This window comes from Thalassospira sp. CH_XMU1448-2 (genome assembly GCF_037027285.1).
GTDB classification, from domain to species: domain Bacteria; phylum Pseudomonadota; class Alphaproteobacteria; order Rhodospirillales; family Thalassospiraceae; genus Thalassospira; species Thalassospira profundimaris_C.
This window is the reverse complement of the sequence record NZ_JAYMEA010000002.1, coordinates 482,062-501,106: the sequence shown is the minus strand read 5'-3', so window position 1 is coordinate 501,106 and position 19,045 is coordinate 482,062. Positions and strand designations below refer to the sequence as shown.

Annotated in this window: 14 protein-coding genes; 4 read left to right on the top strand and 10 right to left on the bottom strand. The window is 53.7% G+C overall.

Translation table 11 applies throughout. From position 1 onward, the window contains the following. Positions 1-107: 107 nt before the first annotated feature. On the top strand, positions 108-1,106 hold the full coding sequence (locus WA318_RS09650; protein ID WP_336080728.1) for an RluA family pseudouridine synthase: 999 nt from the start codon (positions 108-110) through the stop codon (positions 1,104-1,106). A gap of 109 nt (positions 1,107-1,215) precedes the next feature. Continuing rightward, positions 1,216-2,082 carry an RNA polymerase sigma factor RpoH gene (gene rpoH, locus WA318_RS09645; RefSeq protein ID WP_114097657.1) on the top strand — a complete coding sequence of 289 codons (867 nt, stop codon included), beginning with the start codon at positions 1,216-1,218 and terminating at the stop codon, positions 2,080-2,082. Between the two features lie 115 nt (positions 2,083-2,197). Here rpoH and WA318_RS09640 read toward each other — a convergent pair whose 3' ends face one another. From WA318_RS09640 to WA318_RS09595, 10 genes are all read right to left on the bottom strand, one after another. Beyond that, complete coding sequence (locus WA318_RS09640; RefSeq protein ID WP_336080727.1) at positions 2,198-2,674, bottom strand: hypothetical protein; 477 nt, start codon at positions 2,672-2,674, stop codon at positions 2,198-2,200. Between the two features lie 9 nt (positions 2,675-2,683). Further along, positions 2,684-4,816 (bottom strand): protein kinase family protein, encoded by a 2,133-nt coding sequence (locus WA318_RS09635; protein WP_336080726.1) that lies wholly within the window; start codon positions 4,814-4,816, stop codon positions 2,684-2,686. Positions 4,817-5,062: 246 nt separating this feature from the next. After that, positions 5,063-6,358, bottom strand: coding sequence for an adenylosuccinate synthase (locus WA318_RS09630; protein ID WP_336080725.1), 1,296 nt, complete (start codon positions 6,356-6,358; stop codon positions 5,063-5,065). Between the two features lie 35 nt (positions 6,359-6,393). After that, the gene (locus tag WA318_RS09625; RefSeq protein ID WP_336080724.1) at positions 6,394-7,560 is read right to left on the bottom strand and encodes an ATP phosphoribosyltransferase regulatory subunit; all 1,167 of its coding nucleotides are present in this window, start codon (positions 7,558-7,560) and stop codon (positions 6,394-6,396) included. A gap of 161 nt (positions 7,561-7,721) precedes the next feature. Next, positions 7,722-8,912: a phosphoserine transaminase gene (locus WA318_RS09620; RefSeq protein WP_336080723.1), complete on the bottom strand. Its 1,191-nt coding sequence runs from the start codon at positions 8,910-8,912 to the stop codon at positions 7,722-7,724. A 175-nt stretch (positions 8,913-9,087) separates the two neighbouring features. Further along, positions 9,088-10,959 (bottom strand): SLC13 family permease, encoded by a 1,872-nt coding sequence (locus tag WA318_RS09615; RefSeq protein WP_114097652.1) that lies wholly within the window; start codon positions 10,957-10,959, stop codon positions 9,088-9,090. A 275-nt stretch (positions 10,960-11,234) separates the two neighbouring features. Beyond that, the gene (locus tag WA318_RS09610) at positions 11,235-12,062 is read right to left on the bottom strand and encodes a PhzF family phenazine biosynthesis protein (RefSeq protein ID WP_336080722.1); all 828 of its coding nucleotides are present in this window, start codon (positions 12,060-12,062) and stop codon (positions 11,235-11,237) included. A gap of 65 nt (positions 12,063-12,127) precedes the next feature. After that, positions 12,128-13,558, bottom strand: a complete 1,431-nt coding sequence (locus WA318_RS09605) for a pyridoxal phosphate-dependent decarboxylase family protein (RefSeq protein WP_336080721.1) — start codon at positions 13,556-13,558, stop codon at positions 12,128-12,130. Further along, positions 13,555-14,517 (bottom strand): threonine dehydratase, encoded by a 963-nt coding sequence (locus WA318_RS09600; RefSeq protein WP_114097649.1) that lies wholly within the window; start codon positions 14,515-14,517, stop codon positions 13,555-13,557. The genes WA318_RS09605 and WA318_RS09600 overlap by 4 nt, the downstream gene beginning before the upstream one ends. A 109-nt stretch (positions 14,518-14,626) precedes the next feature. Continuing rightward, positions 14,627-14,911, bottom strand: coding sequence for a DUF1127 domain-containing protein (locus WA318_RS09595; protein WP_114097780.1), 285 nt, complete (start codon positions 14,909-14,911; stop codon positions 14,627-14,629). Positions 14,912-14,990: 79 nt separating this feature from the next. Between WA318_RS09595 and WA318_RS09590 the strand changes: the two genes are divergently transcribed. Together WA318_RS09590 and WA318_RS09585 are read left to right on the top strand one after the other, a co-directional pair. Beyond that, the gene (locus WA318_RS09590) at positions 14,991-16,448 is read left to right on the top strand and encodes an aminotransferase-like domain-containing protein (protein ID WP_114097648.1); all 1,458 of its coding nucleotides are present in this window, start codon (positions 14,991-14,993) and stop codon (positions 16,446-16,448) included. A gap of 212 nt (positions 16,449-16,660) precedes the next feature. Beyond that, entirely contained in the window at positions 16,661-19,045 is a 2,385-nt protein-coding gene (locus WA318_RS09585; RefSeq protein WP_114097779.1) for a Lon protease family protein, read from the top strand.

Below are 19,045 nucleotides of genomic sequence, written 5' to 3'. Positions count from 1 at the left end.
CGATTTCTTGCATTTCGTTGCAATCGCGCACAAAACGGCTACAAGCTGCGCTGAAGACGGCTTAACCAGTTTCAAAGAATGTCCCCCATACAATAACATTCAGACACATGACCGATTGTGACCAGATGCCAGAAGAACTCAGCTATATCGCGACCGCCGATGACGAAGGGGCCCGCCTTGACAAGGTGCTGGCAACCGCATGGCCCGAACAGTCGCGTTCGCGCATCAAGTCATTGATCGAGGATGGCCACCTTAGTCTGAACGGGACTGTCGCACGAAAAATGTCGGCAAAGGTCAAACAGGGTGATGTTTTCAGCCTTGTTATTCCGCCCGCCGAGGCAGCAGAGCCGGTTGCCGAGGATATCAAACTCGACATTCTATATGAGGATGACGACCTTTTGGTGATCAACAAGCCGGCTGGCATGGTTGTACATCCGGCTGCGGGTAATGAAAGCGGAACACTTGTGAACGCGTTGCTGGCCCATTGTGGTGACAGTCTGTCGGGGATTGGGGGCGTGAAGCGGCCGGGTATCGTTCATCGCCTGGACAAGGACACCAGCGGCGCAATGGTCGTTGCCAAAAATGATATGGCCCACAGAGCCCTCTCGACCCTGTTTTCCGAAGACAAGGAGAATATTGATCGAGCATATCTTGCCGTAGTGTGGGGCGTTCCAAAACCACTGGAAGGCGATATAGAAGGCAATATCGGGCGCAGCCCGCGCAACCGTAAGAAGATGGCCGTTCTTGAAAATGCGGGAAAATACGCACTAACTCATTACAAAACCCTCAAGATTCGTGACGACTCGTTAGCATCTCTGGTTGAGTGCCGCCTCGCAACCGGTCGGACGCACCAAATCAGGGTTCATATGACCCATATCGGTCACTCACTTGTTTGTGATCCGGTCTACGGCAGGAATAAAAATTCACAGAAGTGCAACTTCAAGACGCAAGAATTACTGAACGCATTCAACAAACAGGCTCTACACGCCAGAACACTTGGCTTTGTCCACCCCCGTACCGGTAAATATATTTCTACAACCGCCCCCTTGCCAGACGACCTGAAAGACCTCATTGAAAGCCTAAACCTATCCCATGGGGTAGGTTGACCTAACCTTTATGGTCGAAAAGTCATTGACGACATCTAATACCCCCGTATAAGCTTCAGATGGTGCTAGGGGATAACAGCACCATTACGAAGCATAACGGGAGGCTTCAATGAAACAGGGAAATGCTCTTCCAGTAATCTCTCAGGATGGTCTGACAGTATATCTACAGCGTATCCGCCGTTACCCGATGCTTACCCCGGAACAGGAAACGACGTACGCCTGTAATTTCCGTGACAAGGAATGCGACAAGTCGGCGGAAAAACTGATCACCAGCCACCTTCGGCTGGTTGCCAAGATCGCCATGAGCTATCGCGGCTATGGCTTGCCTTTGAATGAACTGATTTCTGAAGGCAATGTCGGCCTGCTTCAATCCGTCAAACGTTTCGACCCTGATAAGGGTTTCCGTCTTGCAACCTACGCCATGTGGTGGATCCGCGCAGCAATTCAGGAATATATCCTTCATTCCTGGTCACTTGTGAAAATGGGCACCACAGCAGCACAGAAGAAGCTGTTCTTTAACCTTCGCAAACTCAAAAGCCAGATGCAGGCCATTGATGAAGGGGATCTGTTGCCTGAACAGGTCGAGCTCATCGCAACCAAGCTGAATGTTTCCGAAGACGACGTGATCATGATGAACCGCCGCCTTGCCGGTCCGGATCATTCGCTTAATGCGCCTGTCCGGATTGACGGTGATGGCGAATGGATGGACTGGATCGAAAGCGAAGATGAAGACCAGGAAACGCTTTTTGGCAAACGCGAAGAATTCCTTCAGCGCATGAATATGCTCAAGAGCGCGATGTCACATCTCAATGACCGCGAACGCGACATCCTGACACAGCGTCGCCTGCTTGAAAGCCCGGTAACACTGGAAAATCTTAGCGTTGCTTACGGCATTTCACGCGAACGCATCCGGCAAATCGAAGTTCGGGCCTTTGAAAAAGTCCGTAAATCGATCCATAGCGATCTGCCACACTAATCAAATTGCAGGAATAGTCTGCTTATATTTCCCCCCTTGCAACAAACTACGGCGGACATAAAGTCCGCCGTTCTTTTGTTCTGTTCAGGAATTTTTGAGACAGAAAGTAGTGGGATCAGTTGCCGGATCGATCCACTTCCTTAATCAAACTGTCCCCCCATGTCTTGATCAGAGTGCGCTGTTTTTTACGCAGCTCCCCTACCCGACGCTGGGCTGAGAGGTTCAGTACATTCGCAACAATTGGCGGCATTGCCAAATACAGCAGCCAGCCGAGCCCGGCGGCGCCATACATAATTGACAGGGCCAATGGCTGAAAGATTTGCTGGGTTGCACCACCAACGGTTTGGGCAGGGACAAGCCAAAGCTCAAGGATATAGGGTGCAACACCCGAAAAATTCAGACCAAAGACACAGCGTGCCATTGTCCGTCCCGGGCTGCGATCAAAAATGAAAGCAACCATCGATGGCAACAACCCGACAACCAGGGTGATAAAGGTCGGGAGTGCGACGATAAATAACAGCACCGCCGAAGCAACAACCGACAATCCGGAAAATGCGCTGCGCCCCTTTTTAGGGCCTCTACCTCTTGCCATGTCGGCCCCCTAAAAGATATGGATCAGAAACAGCGCTGATACCGTCAGCAACGCAATCATGGTCGACGCAAAGGCAGCTGCCTGTTGCCCGACTTTTTCGGCGAGCTCCAGACGTGCCGGGCCAGACGATTCGAGATCAAAGACCTCGCTTTCCGCCTCGGAATATTCGGCAACGGCCTCGACAAACTCGGACTGGTCCTTGCGGCGCTCCTGCTCGTCATTGATCAGATTGTAAAGCTCAACCAGATTACCGCGCTTTGCCAGTTTCGGGATTTCGGTTTCAACCCGTTCACGGCGCGCCTTGCTATGGAAGACCTTGATGGCCGGTTCCATCAAACGTGCAACCCAGTGCGACAGGTTTTGCAGGTTGTCTGGTCCGTGACGCCACTGAACAATAGCCAGCATGCTGATAATTGCCCGGCTATACTCCACCTCGTCAGACGGGTTTTGCATTGCCATCAACTGGCCTTCAATATCATCTTCAAGGCGCGTTGCGATAAAAGCAGCAATGTGACGATCAACCGGCCAGGTATCCTCGGACGCATTTTCTGCGGCCTTTTCCAAAGCAGGTAGAAGTTGCGAAATCTCGACAACATAATCCTGTTCGATCAACGGGCTCAGACAATGCTGATTGCGTACCAGCGTGTAAAGGCAACGCTCATACCCGTAACCGGCACTTTGTTGCTGAATGTAGTAGCGCAGGTTCTTATAGAGCTGCTGGAGCTTCTGAACTTCCGAGCTATAGCCTTCCTGTCGACCGAACCAGTAGGACGGAATATCGCGAACAATCACATCAGCAAAACGTTGCGGTCCGCGACCATGCTGAACATCATAGGACAGCATGTAGCCGACCCCGTCAATCATGGCCGAAAATCCCTTGAACCGGACCGGCCCTTCATGATCCATGATCAAAATGGCACGTGCGACGAGAACATCCTCGGCAGAACGTTTGTCGGCACCGGCCCATTGCAACTGGCGCATTGCATCGGCCAGTGCCTTTGCACGGTCATTGTCGCCAAGACCACGCCTTAGCCAGATTTCAATTGTACCTTCACGCAATGGTGCCAGCGCACTGACCCAGTTTTTTGCCATGCCTTGTGCAAGGGCACGAACGGTATAGTAATCCCGGCCTGAAAGGTTTTGTGAACGCGCCGCACGCTTTTCGGTATTGGACTGAACCGGCTTGGTACGTCGCCCGTCAAGCCATGCATTAAGCTCATTGAAGCCCCAACGCTCTTCTGCATCATCGCACAGCAACCCGCGCACCGGCTCAATCAGGATAAGAGGCAACCTTTCCTGGGAGGCAATCGCTTGGAACGATCCCTTTGAAAGCTTGAGATCCATAATTTCCTGATCGCTCAGCTTGCTCAGCGGTCTGTGGCCAATGCCGAGCTCCGCGAGTGTCACACCAAGCGCATACAGATCATCAGCTGGGGTGCCAGCACCACGCCCTGCAATATCGGCACTCATGCGTGCCGTGGTTTCATATACCAAAGGCTGCGAATAACCTGGTGGAGCCGCACAACAGTCCCCCAGAACAACCTTTTGGCGTAACGGATCACCAAAAAACAGGTTACCCGCCCGGATATTACGATGGGCAAGTCCCTTATCTGCAAATGCCTGCAAGACACCGATGATCGGTTCGACGACAACTGTTGAAATATCGTGTTCGTCAATGATCGGCTTTTTGCCTTCGCCAAGAACAACACGACCACCAGATGGTTTTTCGTAGAACAAAACCATTGTGTTGCGCCCGAACGGCGGCCAGTAGGCGATTTCATGGTCAATCAGATCAATCTGACCTGCCATGTGCATACCGGTCAGAAACTGGATGTGATCATGACGCGTTGGCAAAACCGGATCGGTGACAACCGCAAAGGCACTGCCTTCATCCCGACGCAGGTTATCCGCGGAATAGGCCTTGCAATGTCCCATATCGAATTCAGGCATGCGAAGATCAAGGAATATCCTGAAGTTTCCGATCTCGACACTTTTGCCGCCAGTGGAGATCTCCAGAATGTCTTCCGTGACGTCATCCTGATCAGCGGGCGCAGATGTCCCCCCGCCCGGTGCATCCATCACCGGAGCTTGTGAAGTACCGTCCGAAACTTCCTGTTCCTGGTCTTCTGCTTGCTCTGCCATGATCCCGATATTTCTTTACGAGTTATCATTTATAGGGGCGCGTATATCCTGAATTACGGTCTTCCTGACGCGTCCTTCAGTACGCTACCTTTAAAAGGTTGATAAAACGATACTTCTGATATCGCATAGGGGCAAGTTGTTATGCACCTGCCACGCAAGCCTGTTCACAGCCAAGGCATTCAGACAAAACGAAAAAAGCCACCAGTCGGAACTGGTGGCTTTGCAGTGCAGAGCACAAATTGGCAATCAGGCACTGAACGGGTCGTGAACCAGAATGGTGTCGTCACGCTCAGGACTGGTTGAAAGCAGCGCAACCGGCGCTTCGATCAGTTCTTCGACACGGCGCACATATTTGATCGCAGCGGCCGGAAGATCGGCCCAGCTGCGCGCACCCATGGTCGTTTCAGACCAGCCTTCAATGGTTTCATAAACCGGCTTTGCTTTTGCCTGCAGACGCTGGTTTGCCGGAAGATGATCATAGATCTTGCCATCAATGTCATACCCGGTGCAGATCTTGATTTCATCAAAGCCATCAAGAACGTCAAGCTTGGTCAGTGCAATACCGGTGATACCGTTAACCTTGACCGACTGGCGGACAAGAGCAGCATCGAACCAGCCGCAACGACGCTTGCGACCGGTAACAACACCGAATTCATGACCACGCTCACCAAGGCGGTCGCCATCTGCGTCAAACAGTTCGGACGGGAACGGACCTTCGCCAACGCGGGTGGTATAGGCCTTGGTGATACCAAGAACATAACCGACCCCCGACGGGCCCATGCCAGAACCGGCAGCAGCCTGACCCGATACAGTGTTCGACGAGGTCACGAACGGATACGTGCCGTGGTCGATATCAAGCATCGTGCCCTGCGCACCTTCGAACAGGATGCGCTTGCCAGCTTCTTTGAACTGGTTCAGCGATTTCCAGACGGTGTCAGAGAACGGCAGGATTTTCGGTGCAATTTCCTTGAGCTGCGCGAGCAGTTCTGCGCCATCGACTTCCGGCTGACCAAGACCACGCAGAAGCGCATTATGGTGGGTCAGCAGGTTTTCAACCTTTGCTTCCAGCAGGTCAACATCAGCAAGATCACCAACACGGATTGCACGACGACCAACACGGTCTTCATATGCCGGACCGATACCACGGCCGGTGGTGCCGATCTTGTTGTCACCCGATGCAGCAGCTTCACGTGCGCGATCAAGGTTGCCATGCAGCGGCAGGATCAGGCAGGCATTTTCCGCCAGACGCAGGTTGTCCGGGGTAATGTCGACGCCCTGCTCTTTCAGGCGCGCAATTTCCGCAAGCAGTGCCCAGGGATCAACAACAACACCGTTGCCGATTACCGACAGCTTGTTCTGGCGAACAATACCCGACGGCAACAGGCTCAGCTTGTAGGTAACACCGTCGATCACCAAAGTATGACCGGCGTTATGACCACCCTGAAAACGCACAACGACGTCTGCCCGTTCGGACAGCCAGTCGACGATCTTGCCTTTACCTTCGTCCCCCCACTGGGAACCGATCACGGCAACATTGGTCATCGCAAAACTCCTTGCGCGATAAAAATTTCGTTCGATTAGGCGTTGAGCGGCACGACCTGGCCGCCAAGGTAAATAAAGTCACAGCCCATACGGCGCGCTTCGATCCGCGCGGCATCTTCTGTTTTTGCTTCGGCGGCCCCTTCAAGGGCGGCAACGGTGTAATAACCTTCTGCACGCAGCTGACGCGCTTCACGCTGTGGCGTACCAAGCGGCAGATAAACACGCGAAAGCGGTTCTGCATCAGGAAGACCGCGCAGAATACTGTCCATATAAAGCGACATCCCGGTTGCGGCCTCGCCAGATGCGCCGCCCGCGCGATAACGGCCTCCGCGACCGATCTCACCACGCACATTGCGGGCAAACAGCGTGAAGCTGACACCTGTCTGATATCGGAAACCGGCCATTTCGACCGGATCAATGGTAAGGGCAGCATCAAGGTCAGATGCCAGCACGCGCTCTGCCACATCTATCAGGCGATACAGCTCTTCGGATGCACCCAGTGGCAATTCAAGCTTTTTAAGCTTTGGCAGTGCTGTGATTGCCGGACCGGCTGCTTCGAGCAAGGCGACAAGAACGTCGGTCACCTTGCCATCAAGCGCACGAAGAGCGGCAACATCCCGGCGCTCAAGTGCTTCGGTCAGGGCTTCGCGATCATCACGCGACACACCGAATGCATCAAACAGACGAACAGGAAGTGTCGGAAGATTAAGATCGACCGAAACATCTGCAAGACCGATGCTTTCAAGCGCTTCAAGTGCAAGAAGAACAATCTCGGTATCTGCAGCCGCACTTGAAACACCGATCAGTTCCGCACCAACCTGGGCGAACTGACGTTCCGGGCGCAGATGAGATCCTTTGATCCGCAAGACATCGCCCGAATAGGACAGACGCAGCGGACGTGGTGCATCGCCAAGACGGGTTGCTGCAATTCGACCGACCTGCGGGGTCATGTCGGAACGCACGCCCATCATGCGGCTAGATTCAGGATCCATAAGACGGAAAGTCTGGGTAGCAAGTTCAGGCGCCGCACCTTCAAGCAGGCTTTCCTCAAACTCGACCAGCGGGGTCTTTACCCGGTCATAGCCTGCATGTGCCAGACTGGCCATCAGCTTTTCGCGGATTTCGGCTTCCCGTGCGGCGGTTCCTGGCAGGACATCCTGCAGGCCGGCGGGCAAAAGTGCTTTCCTGGCGAGTTCGGTCATATTGTGTGCTTTCCCGGACGAGGCGCGCAAATTCAATTAGGCTCGATAACGTCCCGAGTTTTACTCAGGGCTCACTATCCGGTAGCGGTTACTACCGCGTTGTGCCGGACAGAGCAACGGGGAAAACCCCAAAAACGCAAATAATACGTACGAAATATCCGTTAGCCAGCGTTAAATTCGGCTTTTACCACCGAATACGCCCAGTCAAGCCAAGGCAAAAGTGCCTTGATATCACTTGGTTCGACCGTCGCGCCGCCCCAAATTCTCAGTCCAGCCGGCGCGTCGCGATAGCCATTGATATCAAGTGCAACATTTTCCGCTTCAAGAAGCTGCGATATCTTTTTGGGCAATGCAGCCTGCTGATCCGCCGAAAGCGAAAGCGCCCAAGGATCGACAATCTTGATGCACATCGACGTGTTCGACGCCGTTGCCGGATCTTCTGCAAGATCAGCGGCCCAGTCACTTGTCGCCAGCCAGGCATCAAGATGCGCACGATTTTCCCGGGTTCGAGCCAAAAGGCCTTCTAGGCCGCCGATGTCTTCGGCCCATTTCAGGGCGTCAATCGCATCTTCGACCACCAGCATCGAGGGTGTATTGATGGTTTCGCCACGGAAAATACCATCAATCAACTTGCCGCCCTTGGTCATGCGGAAGATTTTGGGCATCGGCCATGCAGGCTCATGGCTTTCCAGACGCTCAACCGCACGCGGGCTCAGAATGATCACACCGTGACCGCCCTCGCCGCCCAGGACTTTCTGCCAGCTATAGGTTACAACGTCGAGCTTGTCCCATGGCAGTTCCATCGCAAAGATCGCCGAGGTCGCATCACAGATCGTCAGACCTTTGCGATCATTAGCAATCCAGTCGCCATTGGGCACACGCACGCCTGCCGTCGTACCGTTCCAGGTAAAGACAACGTCTCGGTCAAAATCGACAGCACCAAGATCGGGCAACTTGCCGTAATCCGCTTCAAGGGTGCGAACATCTTCGAGTTTCAGCTGTTTGATAACGTCACTGACCCAGGTCGCACCAAAGCTTTCCCAAGCCAGCATATCAACACCACGCGCACCAAGCATCGACCAAAGCGTCATTTCAACAGCACCGGTATCAGACGCCGGAACCACACCCAAAAGATAATCATCCGGCAGATTCAGGATCGCGCGCGAACGGTCGATAACCTCTTCAAGGCGCTGTTTGCCCAGTTTGGAACGATGGGAACGACCAAGAATTTCCGTTTCGAGTGCAGATGCAGACCAGCCCGGGCGCTTTTTGCACGGACCCGACGAAAAATGCGGGCTTGCTGGACGAAGTGCGGGCTTTGCGAAAGCAGTATTCTCGGCATTCTGGGCCATCGGCATATTCCTGAGCAGCTGGAACAATCCGCGCGGATCATTCCTGATCAAATTAGGGGGCTGATCCTATTGAGACAAAGGCAAAAGTCAAACGCCTTCGACACAAACAAGCCAGCCAATTTTGCATGGCTGGCCCGTGTATGAGGGTCGCTAATGGTTTGGCGCAATGCGGCCCCTAGAACGGGATATCGTAATACCAGGGCGCAAACAGGCTAAAAACAATCCAAAGCACAATGATCAGCGGCGTTCCAGCCTTCAGGAAGTCAACGAACCGATAGTGCCCCGGCCCCATAACAAGCAGGTTGGTCTGGTAGCCAACCGGCGATGCAAACGAACAGTTTGCCGCCATCACCACCGCAATCGCAAAGATATGCGGAGGTACGCCAAGCTGCTGCGCCATTCCGATTCCGATCGGCGTGAACAATACAGCGCAGGCATTGTTTGACAGAACGTTGGTAAAGGCCGCCACGATCAGGAAGAACATCGACAGGATCACAGGTGCTGGCGCCCCGCGCGTCGCAGTCAAAAGCTGATCGGCAACGAATTCCGCACCACCGGTCAGTTGCAGGGCATTACCAAGTGCCAGTGCAGCAGCAACCAGAAGCACAATTTTTCGATCAATTGCACGCGATGCCTGACGCAAGTTAAGCGCACCCGATGCGATCATCAAACCCGCACCGATGAAGCTCGAAACCACAATCGGCACAACACCGGTTGCCGCCAGCGCAATGACGCCAAGGAAAATGGTCGCCGCACGACGGGCATGGAACGGACGGGGCAATGTACGCGTTGACCATTCCAGCAGCACCACATCGCGAATGGTTCGAAGTGCTTCAACATCTTCGGAACGCCCCTGCACCAAAAGCACGTCACCAGCCTCAAGCCGGATTTCGGTCATTTGTGTTCGTATCATGCGCGAACGACGTTGAATGCCCAGAACAAGGCATTTGTACTGATACCGGAAACCGATCTGTTCAAGGTTAAAACCAATCAGACGCGAGCCCGGCGGCAACATAACCTCGGCAAGAAGCTGTGTTGCCTTTTGCGGGGTTTCTTCGCCGTCACTGTTAACCGCCGCAGCATCGGCATGCAAGAGACCGGGGTCTTTTTGAAGTGCCTCGGTCAATGCCTTGCGCGTGGCCGCAACTACCAGAACGTCACCGGCCTGAATTTCCATGTCGCTTTCAAATGGCGGTAATTCAGCATGTTCACGACGAACGATCATCTGAATGGTGATGTTTGGAAGATTCTTGAAAAATCCGGCAACAGGACGGGTTCCGATCATCTGCGATGCCGGTCCCACCGTGATCTGGGCGATGAACTGTTTGCCACTGCTATCGGGATTGGTGAGCTTGCTGCGCATGGATGCAAGGGCAGGCAAAAGTCTTGGAGCGACAAACAGGACATAGATAAAGCCGCTGATCGCAAGCACACTACCAATCGCCGTGAATTCGAAGAACTCAAGCCCCGGCATCCCCAGTTCAATCAGCGAACTCGACACCAGAAGGTTGGTAGAAGAACCAATCAAGGTTGTCATCCCGCCAAGGATCGCCGCATAGGATAGCGGGATCATCAACGCGCTCGGTGAACGCTCAATACGCTCTGCAAGAGCTTGAATAATCGGGATAAAGATAACGACAACCGGGGTATTGTTGAGAAATGCCGACATCAGCATCACAACAAACAGGCCGATGAAAATTGCAACGGACGCGTTTTTCCCGCCATGTTCAGTAATCAGACCGGCGATATAGCTAACACCACCGGTCAGAACCATGCCCTGCCCGACAACAAGTAACGACAGAACAGTCAGCAAAGCCGGATTGGCAAAGCCCGACATGATGGTATCGGCCCCCATCATGTTGTGACCGTCTGCATCCAGAAGCGGGAAGAATTCAAAGAACAGCAACAGGGTTGCAATCAGCGCCATGCTGGTCAGTTCGAGCGAAATGCGCTCAAGCCCATACAGAACCAGCGACCCCGCAACAAGTGCAAGGACCACCCACATCTGCATCGACGTCGCAGAACTGGCGACAACACTTTCGATCACGATAAATCTACCCCTGTAAAACCAGCATCCTTGCGGTTTAAGGCATAGCTTCAACGCCATGTGCCCGGTCCGCATTCATCGTATTTTGCCTTTACTTAGACGAAAGCCCCATAGGCCGGTCAATAAAAAAACGGCATCGGACAGGCGCAATGCGGATTAATCGGTAGACGCATTTCATTGAAAAACAGCAATTTCAGGGGCCTGTTACACAAGAAAAAAACGGGCAACGATCAAGCTGCCCGTTTGTCACGATGAAGATAAAAAGTGCCCTGCCCTCAGGCCGGGATGACGATTTCACCCTTGAGATACAGAACCGCTTCGCCCTTAAGATGGACACGATCACCATCAATCTTGCAGACAACCACGCCACCGCGTGCCGATGCCTGATAACCAACCACTTCCGCCTGACCAAGCCTGCCTGCCCAATATGGTGCAACCACACAATGCATATAACCGGTGACCGGATCTTCGTTAATCCCTATCGCCGGAACGAAGAAGCGCGACACCATATCAAGTCCGGTTTTATCCCCGGGTGCTGTGACAATCACACCACGGCCTGTAAGCCTGCCCAACACCGACATGTCGGGTTTCATGCCACGCACAGCTGCGGCATCGTCATATACTGCAACAATATCTGTATCCCTGCTTGCAACCACATATGCCTCGACCGGCTTTACGCCGCCCAGTGCAGTCAGAACCTCGTCCGAAATTGCCTGTGCAGTGATTGGCTGCCTGGGGAAGTTCAGAACAATTGCGTCCCCGTCCCGTCCCGCGGTCAAAATACCGCTTTGGCTTTGCAACTTCACCAAATCTTTCTGGAAACCCAGATGATTGAAGATGACAAATGCACTGGCAAGGGTCGCATGCCCACATAGCGGCACTTCCACGGTTGGCGTGAACCAGCGAATGTGAAAATCGGCGTCACCATCATTGTCACAGGGAACAAAGAACGCCGTTTCAGACAAATTGTTTTCCATGGCAATTTTTTGCAGCACGTCATCAGGCAACCATTGGGTCAATGGCACAACTGCTGCCGGATTTCCTGCAAACAAAAGATCAGTAAAGGCATCAATCTGATATATCGGCAAAGTCTGGGTCGTCATGTCGGTATCCTGAATAGGAATTCTTTGATTCTTGAAGGCTGGATCGCACCCTGTTGAAAATCGTTTTACAGAGCCATCTCAATCGCGTCCTTGATAATCACCAGATCATGGTCCTGCGTACGCCAGTTGGAAAATGCCGCGCGGAATCCAAAATGCCCGCCATACACCGTTGGCGTGAGGAACACCTTCCCCGTCGCGTTAATGCGATCCAGCAAGGCACGATTATCGTCGTCAGTACCAAGGGCTCTGAACATCGTAACGTTAAGCTTTGGCTCGCGCAGCAGTTCCAGCTTTTCGTGGGTGCGCACCCACGCAGCCAGGTCTGCTGCCTGATCACAGTTGGCACGTACAATGCCCGCCATGCCATCGCGACCATAGGCTTTGATCGCCATCCACAGCGGCAAGGCCCGAAAACGTCGTGAATTTTCCACCCCGCGATTGATATAGCTATTGCCATCCGCCTTGGTGTCAAGATATGGCGCGAACGCCCGACAACACGTTTCCAGAACAGAGACATGCCGGGTCAGGAAAATCCCGCAATCGTATGGCACATTTAACCATTTGTGACCGTCCGAGGTGACTGAGTCCGCCCGTTCAATCCCGGCCAGAAAATGCGCCCTGCGATCATCAAGAGCAGCAAAAAGGCCAAATGCTGCATCAACATGCAACCAAGCGCCATAAGAGGCACACAAATCAGCAATGGCGTTGAGATTATCGAAATCGGTCGCATTCACCGTCCCTGACGATGTAATCACAATCTTGCCACGCGCATCGCTGGCATCAAGCTTTGCCTTCAGATCGACGATATCAGTTTCTTCCGAGCCCGGAAGTGTAGCGACTTTGACAAAGCTGTTGCGACCAATCCCCGTGATCGACAGATCCTTGATCATGCTGGCATGGGGACTTGCTGCAAAGATCGCTAGGTCAGGCAAGACAGATGCGCCATCAGCATCAATATTGACGCCAATCCGTTCGCCACACCATTGACGTGCAGCAACCAGCCCGAGCAAATTTGAAACAGTTGCGCCGGTCGTCAAAACACCATCAAAGCGGTCATGCGGCAATCCGCCCATGTCGCAAAGCCAGCTAATGACTTGCTCTTCGACAGCAGCATTGACCGATCCTTCGGGACCGGTTGCATTCTGATCAATCGCTGAAGCCAGCCAGTCACCGGCAAGGGCAGCCGGCGTCGTGCCCCCCGTCACAAAGCCAAGATACCGGGGTCCGATTGATGCGGCGAGCAGCGGCAGAATTTCTTCCTTGGCTGCCCGCAACGCATCAAGCGTGCCGCTTCCCTGCCCTGATAAGGGGCGCGAGGGGTCAAAAGCAGAGAAATCGCGGCAGGTTACATCCATGTCATCCGCCCCCTGAATGAAGCCATGGGCGACATCCCCTGTTTCCACAAGGATGCGGCCAAGCTTTTCAAGGTCATCAAACATGAGATGACGTGCATCCGCAGTGGGGCTGACAGCTGCACGATTTGAAATGCGGTTCATCTTTTCTCTCCTGAAAGGATGCGGGCGAAATCAGCCCGATCGATATTTGCCCCGGTCAATATAAGGGCAACCTTTTTGCCGATATTGCGGTCGCGGTCTGCAATTGCAGCAGCAAGCGGTAGCGCACCGGCACCTTCGGCAAGGGTATGGCAACAACTGAAATACAGCCGCATGGCATCAGCGATCTGATTGTCATCGACTGCGACAATGTCGGAAGCCCCATTTTTAATGATTTCGATCACTTTCGGATCCGGACTGCGACAGGCAACACCATCGGCAAAGGTTTTTGCTTCTGACGTCTGAATAACCTTCCCGGCCATAAAGGACTGGCGCACTGCATCCGCGCCGGTCGCGACCACACCGACAATCTCGGTATCAATCCCGAGCGCATCGCGCGCGGCAATCAATGAACAGATGCCCGACCCCATACCGACCGGCACATAAACCCGATCAATGCCCTTTACATCTTCAAACAACTCAAGACCGTAGGATGCAACACCACGCACAAGTTCGGCATGGAATGGCGGCACCATCACGACGCCTTCTCGGGTGGCATAGGACTGCGCATATTCAGCCGCGGCCTGAAAATCATCTCCATGTTCGATGACTTCCGCACCCCATGCCCGCATGGCAGCATTCTTTTCAACCGAGTTTCCGTGCGGGACGACAATCGTTGCTGCCATACCAAACCGGCTGGCGGCATGGGCAAGACTTTGTCCGTGATTACCCCGGGTTGCCGACACGATACCGCGATTGCTATGGGCCTGACTGCCGAGATAACGGCAAAAGGTCAGACCGCCCCGAATCTTGAATGCCCCAAGACGGGTATGGTTTTCATGTTTGACATACAGGGACAATCCCGTGCCACGATCCAGCAACGGCCAGTGAATTGTGGGCGTCGGTGCCACATATTGATGCACGAAATCGGCAGCTGCGCGCAGTTCGGTCAAGGAGAACATTCTGATTGTATCCCTGAAATTAACAAATCAAGACAATTAATCAAAACTGGTACAATGTACCGGACGGAGGCACGATGGGAGCACGCACCTCCGTCACACGCAGCAGTGGCTAACTGCGTGGTGGCAACCTGGTCCAGAACGGTTTTGACAGTTCTTCATCTATGTCGGCACGCGAAAGCCCTACATCCTTTAACATATGATCATCAAGCAACTGGATTGCATGACGGTCGCGGGACCGGGCCTGCAGACGTGCAAGATATTCCACCGCAGAGATGACAACATCCATCATCGCCGCGCGCCAGGTCGCAGGCTTTTCACCCTGCTTGCCGTTCATCAATGCGCGATCACTGACATGAATGTCGGGAAGCTGGATTGTATCGTTACAATTTACCATTTCCATCTCCTATCGGTTAATTGTCTCGATATTGTTTTGTCATTGACATTGTCATTGTGTCAATTTAAACATTGTCACCATGACAATATGGCTTCCAAACCTTTCTGACGCCGGCGGTCCTGTTTATCGACAGATCGCGCAGGCCATTCGCGCAGCGGTTAAGGACGGCTCTTTGAAGCCCGGTGATCGACTGCCAACCCACCGTGACCTCGCTTATCATCTGGGCGTGACAGTCGGTACGATTACACGATCATATCGCGAAGCAGAACGATTGGGACTTGTCGCAGGTGAAGTCGGACGAGGGACCTATGTTCTTGATAACATCCAGTCCGAACTGGATATGGCCGCAACCGCGCCGATCCCGCTTGCCTTTACCAACAATCTGGCCCAGTTGGGTCGCAAGCCGCCTTTTGCGCATGGCGCTGAAGACGACAACGAAGATACCGGCCCGATCAATTTCCGCATGAATTGCCCCCTTCCCCCGCAGGAAGGTCATATTCGTCAGACATTGCTTGAAATTGCGGGGTCAATGCCGATTGACGACATGGTGTCATATAAATCCGAATATGGCGTACCCCATCAACGCCAAGCGCTGGCACATGCTGCCGGTCTTGTCGGACTGGATGACAATCCGGAGCGCGTCCTTCCAACGGCCGGTGTTCAGCACGGGATGACTGTATCCCTTCTTGCAACGGTACGACCGGGTGATCTGGTCCTGTGTGAAGAACTGACCTATCCCAATTTGCGAAGCCTTGCCAACTTGCTGCAATTCCGCCTGCGCGGCGTTGCCATGGATGATCAGGGCATCATCCCCGAGGCATTGGAGAATGCCTGCCGCACCCAAAGCCCGCGCGCGATCTATCTGATGCCGACGCTGCACAATCCGCTATGCAGCACCATGGATCAGCAACGCCGCATCGAGATTGCCGAAATCCTGCGCAAATATGACCTGACACTGATTGAAGATGGCATCTATCACTTCCTTGATCCCGATGCCCCACCGCCACTTTCCTGCTTCGCCCCGGAACGCAGCATCTATCTTGATGGCGTTTCCAAAAGCATCGGCGGCGGTTTGCGTGTCGGCTATATCCATGCCCCTGGCGAAATGATCGGCAAACTTGCCAGTGCGATCCGGTCGACCTGCTGGATGGTATCGACCATCAATCTGGAACTGGTCACACGGATGATCATGGATGGCAGCCTTGGCCAGTACGAAGCATGGCACCGTGATGAAGCTGCACAACGCCTTGCTGTCATTTTGGGAACACTCAAGGGATATGACGTCCGCTTCCATCCGACCAACTACCATATCTGGCTTGAACTGCCCGACCATATCGATCCGGGCGAGCTTGTTATGAATGCGGCAAATAGCGGCGTTCTTTTGACGGCAGCTCAACAGTTTTCTGTTGGTCACGTCCCGCGCGGATTGCGACTCTGTTTTGGTGCGGAACGTTCCACCGAACGTCTGCGGCGCGGGGTCCAAATCGTTGATCGATTGCTAAAAAGCAGTGATTTCGGCAATGCCGTTGTCATGTAAAGACTGCTGATTGGTCAGGGATCGCGGCGCGACACGCGCCGACATCCCTGATAAACATTCTGGCCCAAAGCACCCCCGCCCTGATTTCCTGTCGGCATTTCAATTATTTCCGCAAGCAACGCTTGACCACGTGATTGCGTTGCTTCCAAGATATGTTGCGGGGCGCAAAAGCCCCCGATGATTTGTTATCTTGGGCAGCAGAAAGTCAGCAGATGCCAGTTTCCCGCCTTGACGCAGAAGATTGCGGTTTCCCGCATTTCCGTATTCGCAGCCCTCATAAAGACCAACAGCCGAAAATCTTTGATTTCTCATCGCATTATCGTGCAGCAGAAGCCCTTAAATTCGGCTTATCCATGTCCGAACCGGGCTTTAACATCTTTGTTCTGGGTCTGGATCGTGCCGGTCGTATGACCGCGACCCTTGACTATCTGAACAAGGCAATGGAAGAACGTTCAGCCCCGGATGACTGGGTCTATCTGAACAATTTTTCGCGCACCAACCGTCCGCGCCCCTATGCCCTTCCCGCAGGTGAAGGTCGCAAACTTCTATCGGCGATGGAAACCCTGATTTCCCATTTACGCGAAGCGTTCGTTTCGGCCTTTAACGCTCCGGCCCATCTGACCGAAACCCAGACACAGACCGAAGAAGCCCGCACGCAGTTGCGCGAAAAGTTCGACGCCCTTCGCGAATATGCCCGCGAACGCGGTCTGGATGTTCAGGAAAACGAAAAAGGCGTGATGATTGTAGCGCTGAACGAAGAAGGCGAGCCGGTTTCACTTGACGAAATCCCCAAGGAACGTCGCAACGAGGCCGAAGATGCCTTTGAAGAAGTCGCCGAAGAAGCCCGCAAAACCCTGCTTTCGACCCGTGATCTTGAAGAACAGATTGCAGATACACTCGACAGCTTGCGCCGGGGTGCGGCAAAGGTCGTTCTGAAGCCGCGCATCAAGAAACTGCGCGACAAATTTACAAGCCCCGGCCTGAAGGCATGGTTCGAAGCACTTGAAAAGGACATCCTTGATAATATCGATGCGTTCGAAGAAGCCAGTGACCAGCCCGCCATCGAAAGCGGTGATGGCAAGATTCCGGAAACCGTCGATGATCGTTATGCGGTCAATCTTCTGATCGACCATTCCCGTGACAAATGTCCTGATGTTGTTCTTGAACCAAGTCCGAGTTACGACAATCTTTTTGGGCAAATTCAGTACCGCCCGATGGGCGGCGGGATGCATCCGCATTTCAGCCTGATCAAGCCGGGCGCATTGCACCGTGCCAATGGCGGGGTTCTGGTTCTGCGTGCTGAATCACTGCTTGAACATGAAGAATGCTGGGGTTTCCTCAAAGCGGCCCTGCGCGACCGGGAAATCCGCATCGAAGAAACGCACAAGGGCGGTCCACCCACCGCTGGCGCCCCTGAACCGCGCCCGATTCCGCTTGATCTCAAGGTCGTAATCGTTGGTGCACCGAAATTCTACTATACCTTCTTTTCGCTTGATGTGGATTTCCGCAACCATTTCCGCGTGAAAGCCGACATTGATGCCGACATGCCCGCAGCCGGGCGCAATATTTCAATCTATACCGGGCTTCTGCGGGAGTCCGCACTCGCTCGATCGGGTATTCCGGTCGACAACGGTGCCATCCGCCAGCTTTTGGGACAGGCCGCTCGTTGGGCCGGTGAACGCGACAAACTGACCGCCCAGATAGAGCGGGTTGAAGATGTCGGGATTGAGGCCGGTGCCCTTGCCAAATCCGATGGCCGTGAAAGCATCCGGGCTGCCGATGTCAGACGTGCCATCGAAGAACGACGTCACCGCAATTCCCGCCTGGAAGACAGATCACACGAACGCGTTCAACGCCGTGAAATCCTGATCGACAGCTATGGCGCTGTTGTTGGTCAGGTCAACGCCCTGACCGTGCTTGACTACGGTGACCATGCCTTTGGCCTTCCGGCCCGTGTTTCGGCGCGGTCATATGTCGGGAGTCTGGGTGTTTTGAATATCGAACGCATGGTCGACATGTCCGGCCCGCTGCAACAAAAATCTGTCATGACGATTGAAGGTTTCCTGAAATCGCGCTTTGCTCAGGAATTCCCGCTATCGTTTGCCTGTAACGTCACCTTCGAACAGAACTATGGCGGGATCGAAGGGGATTCTGCTTCGATGGCAGAGCTTTGTGCGATCATATCGGCAATCTCAAACGTTCCAATGCGCCAGAATATCGGCATCACCGGTTCGATGAACCAGTTTGGCGAAGCGCAACCGGTTGGCGGAATTTCGCACAAGATCGAAGGTTTCTATCGTATCTGCGCCGATCAGGGTTTCACCGGTGATCAGGGCGTGATCATTCCACAAGCCAATGCCGAAAACGTCGTCCTGCGTGAAGAAGTCGTTCAGGCGATCCGTCAGGGCAAGTTCAATATCTGGACCATTGAACATATCAATGACGCAATTGAACTTTTGGCAGGCATGCCGTCGGGTGACCGCACAGACGGCCAATATCCGACGGACAGTGTCTATGGCAAGGCCATGGAACGGCTGCGCAAGAATGATCTCATATTGCGCGACCGCTATGCCTATCCACCGCGCGCGGAGATGTAA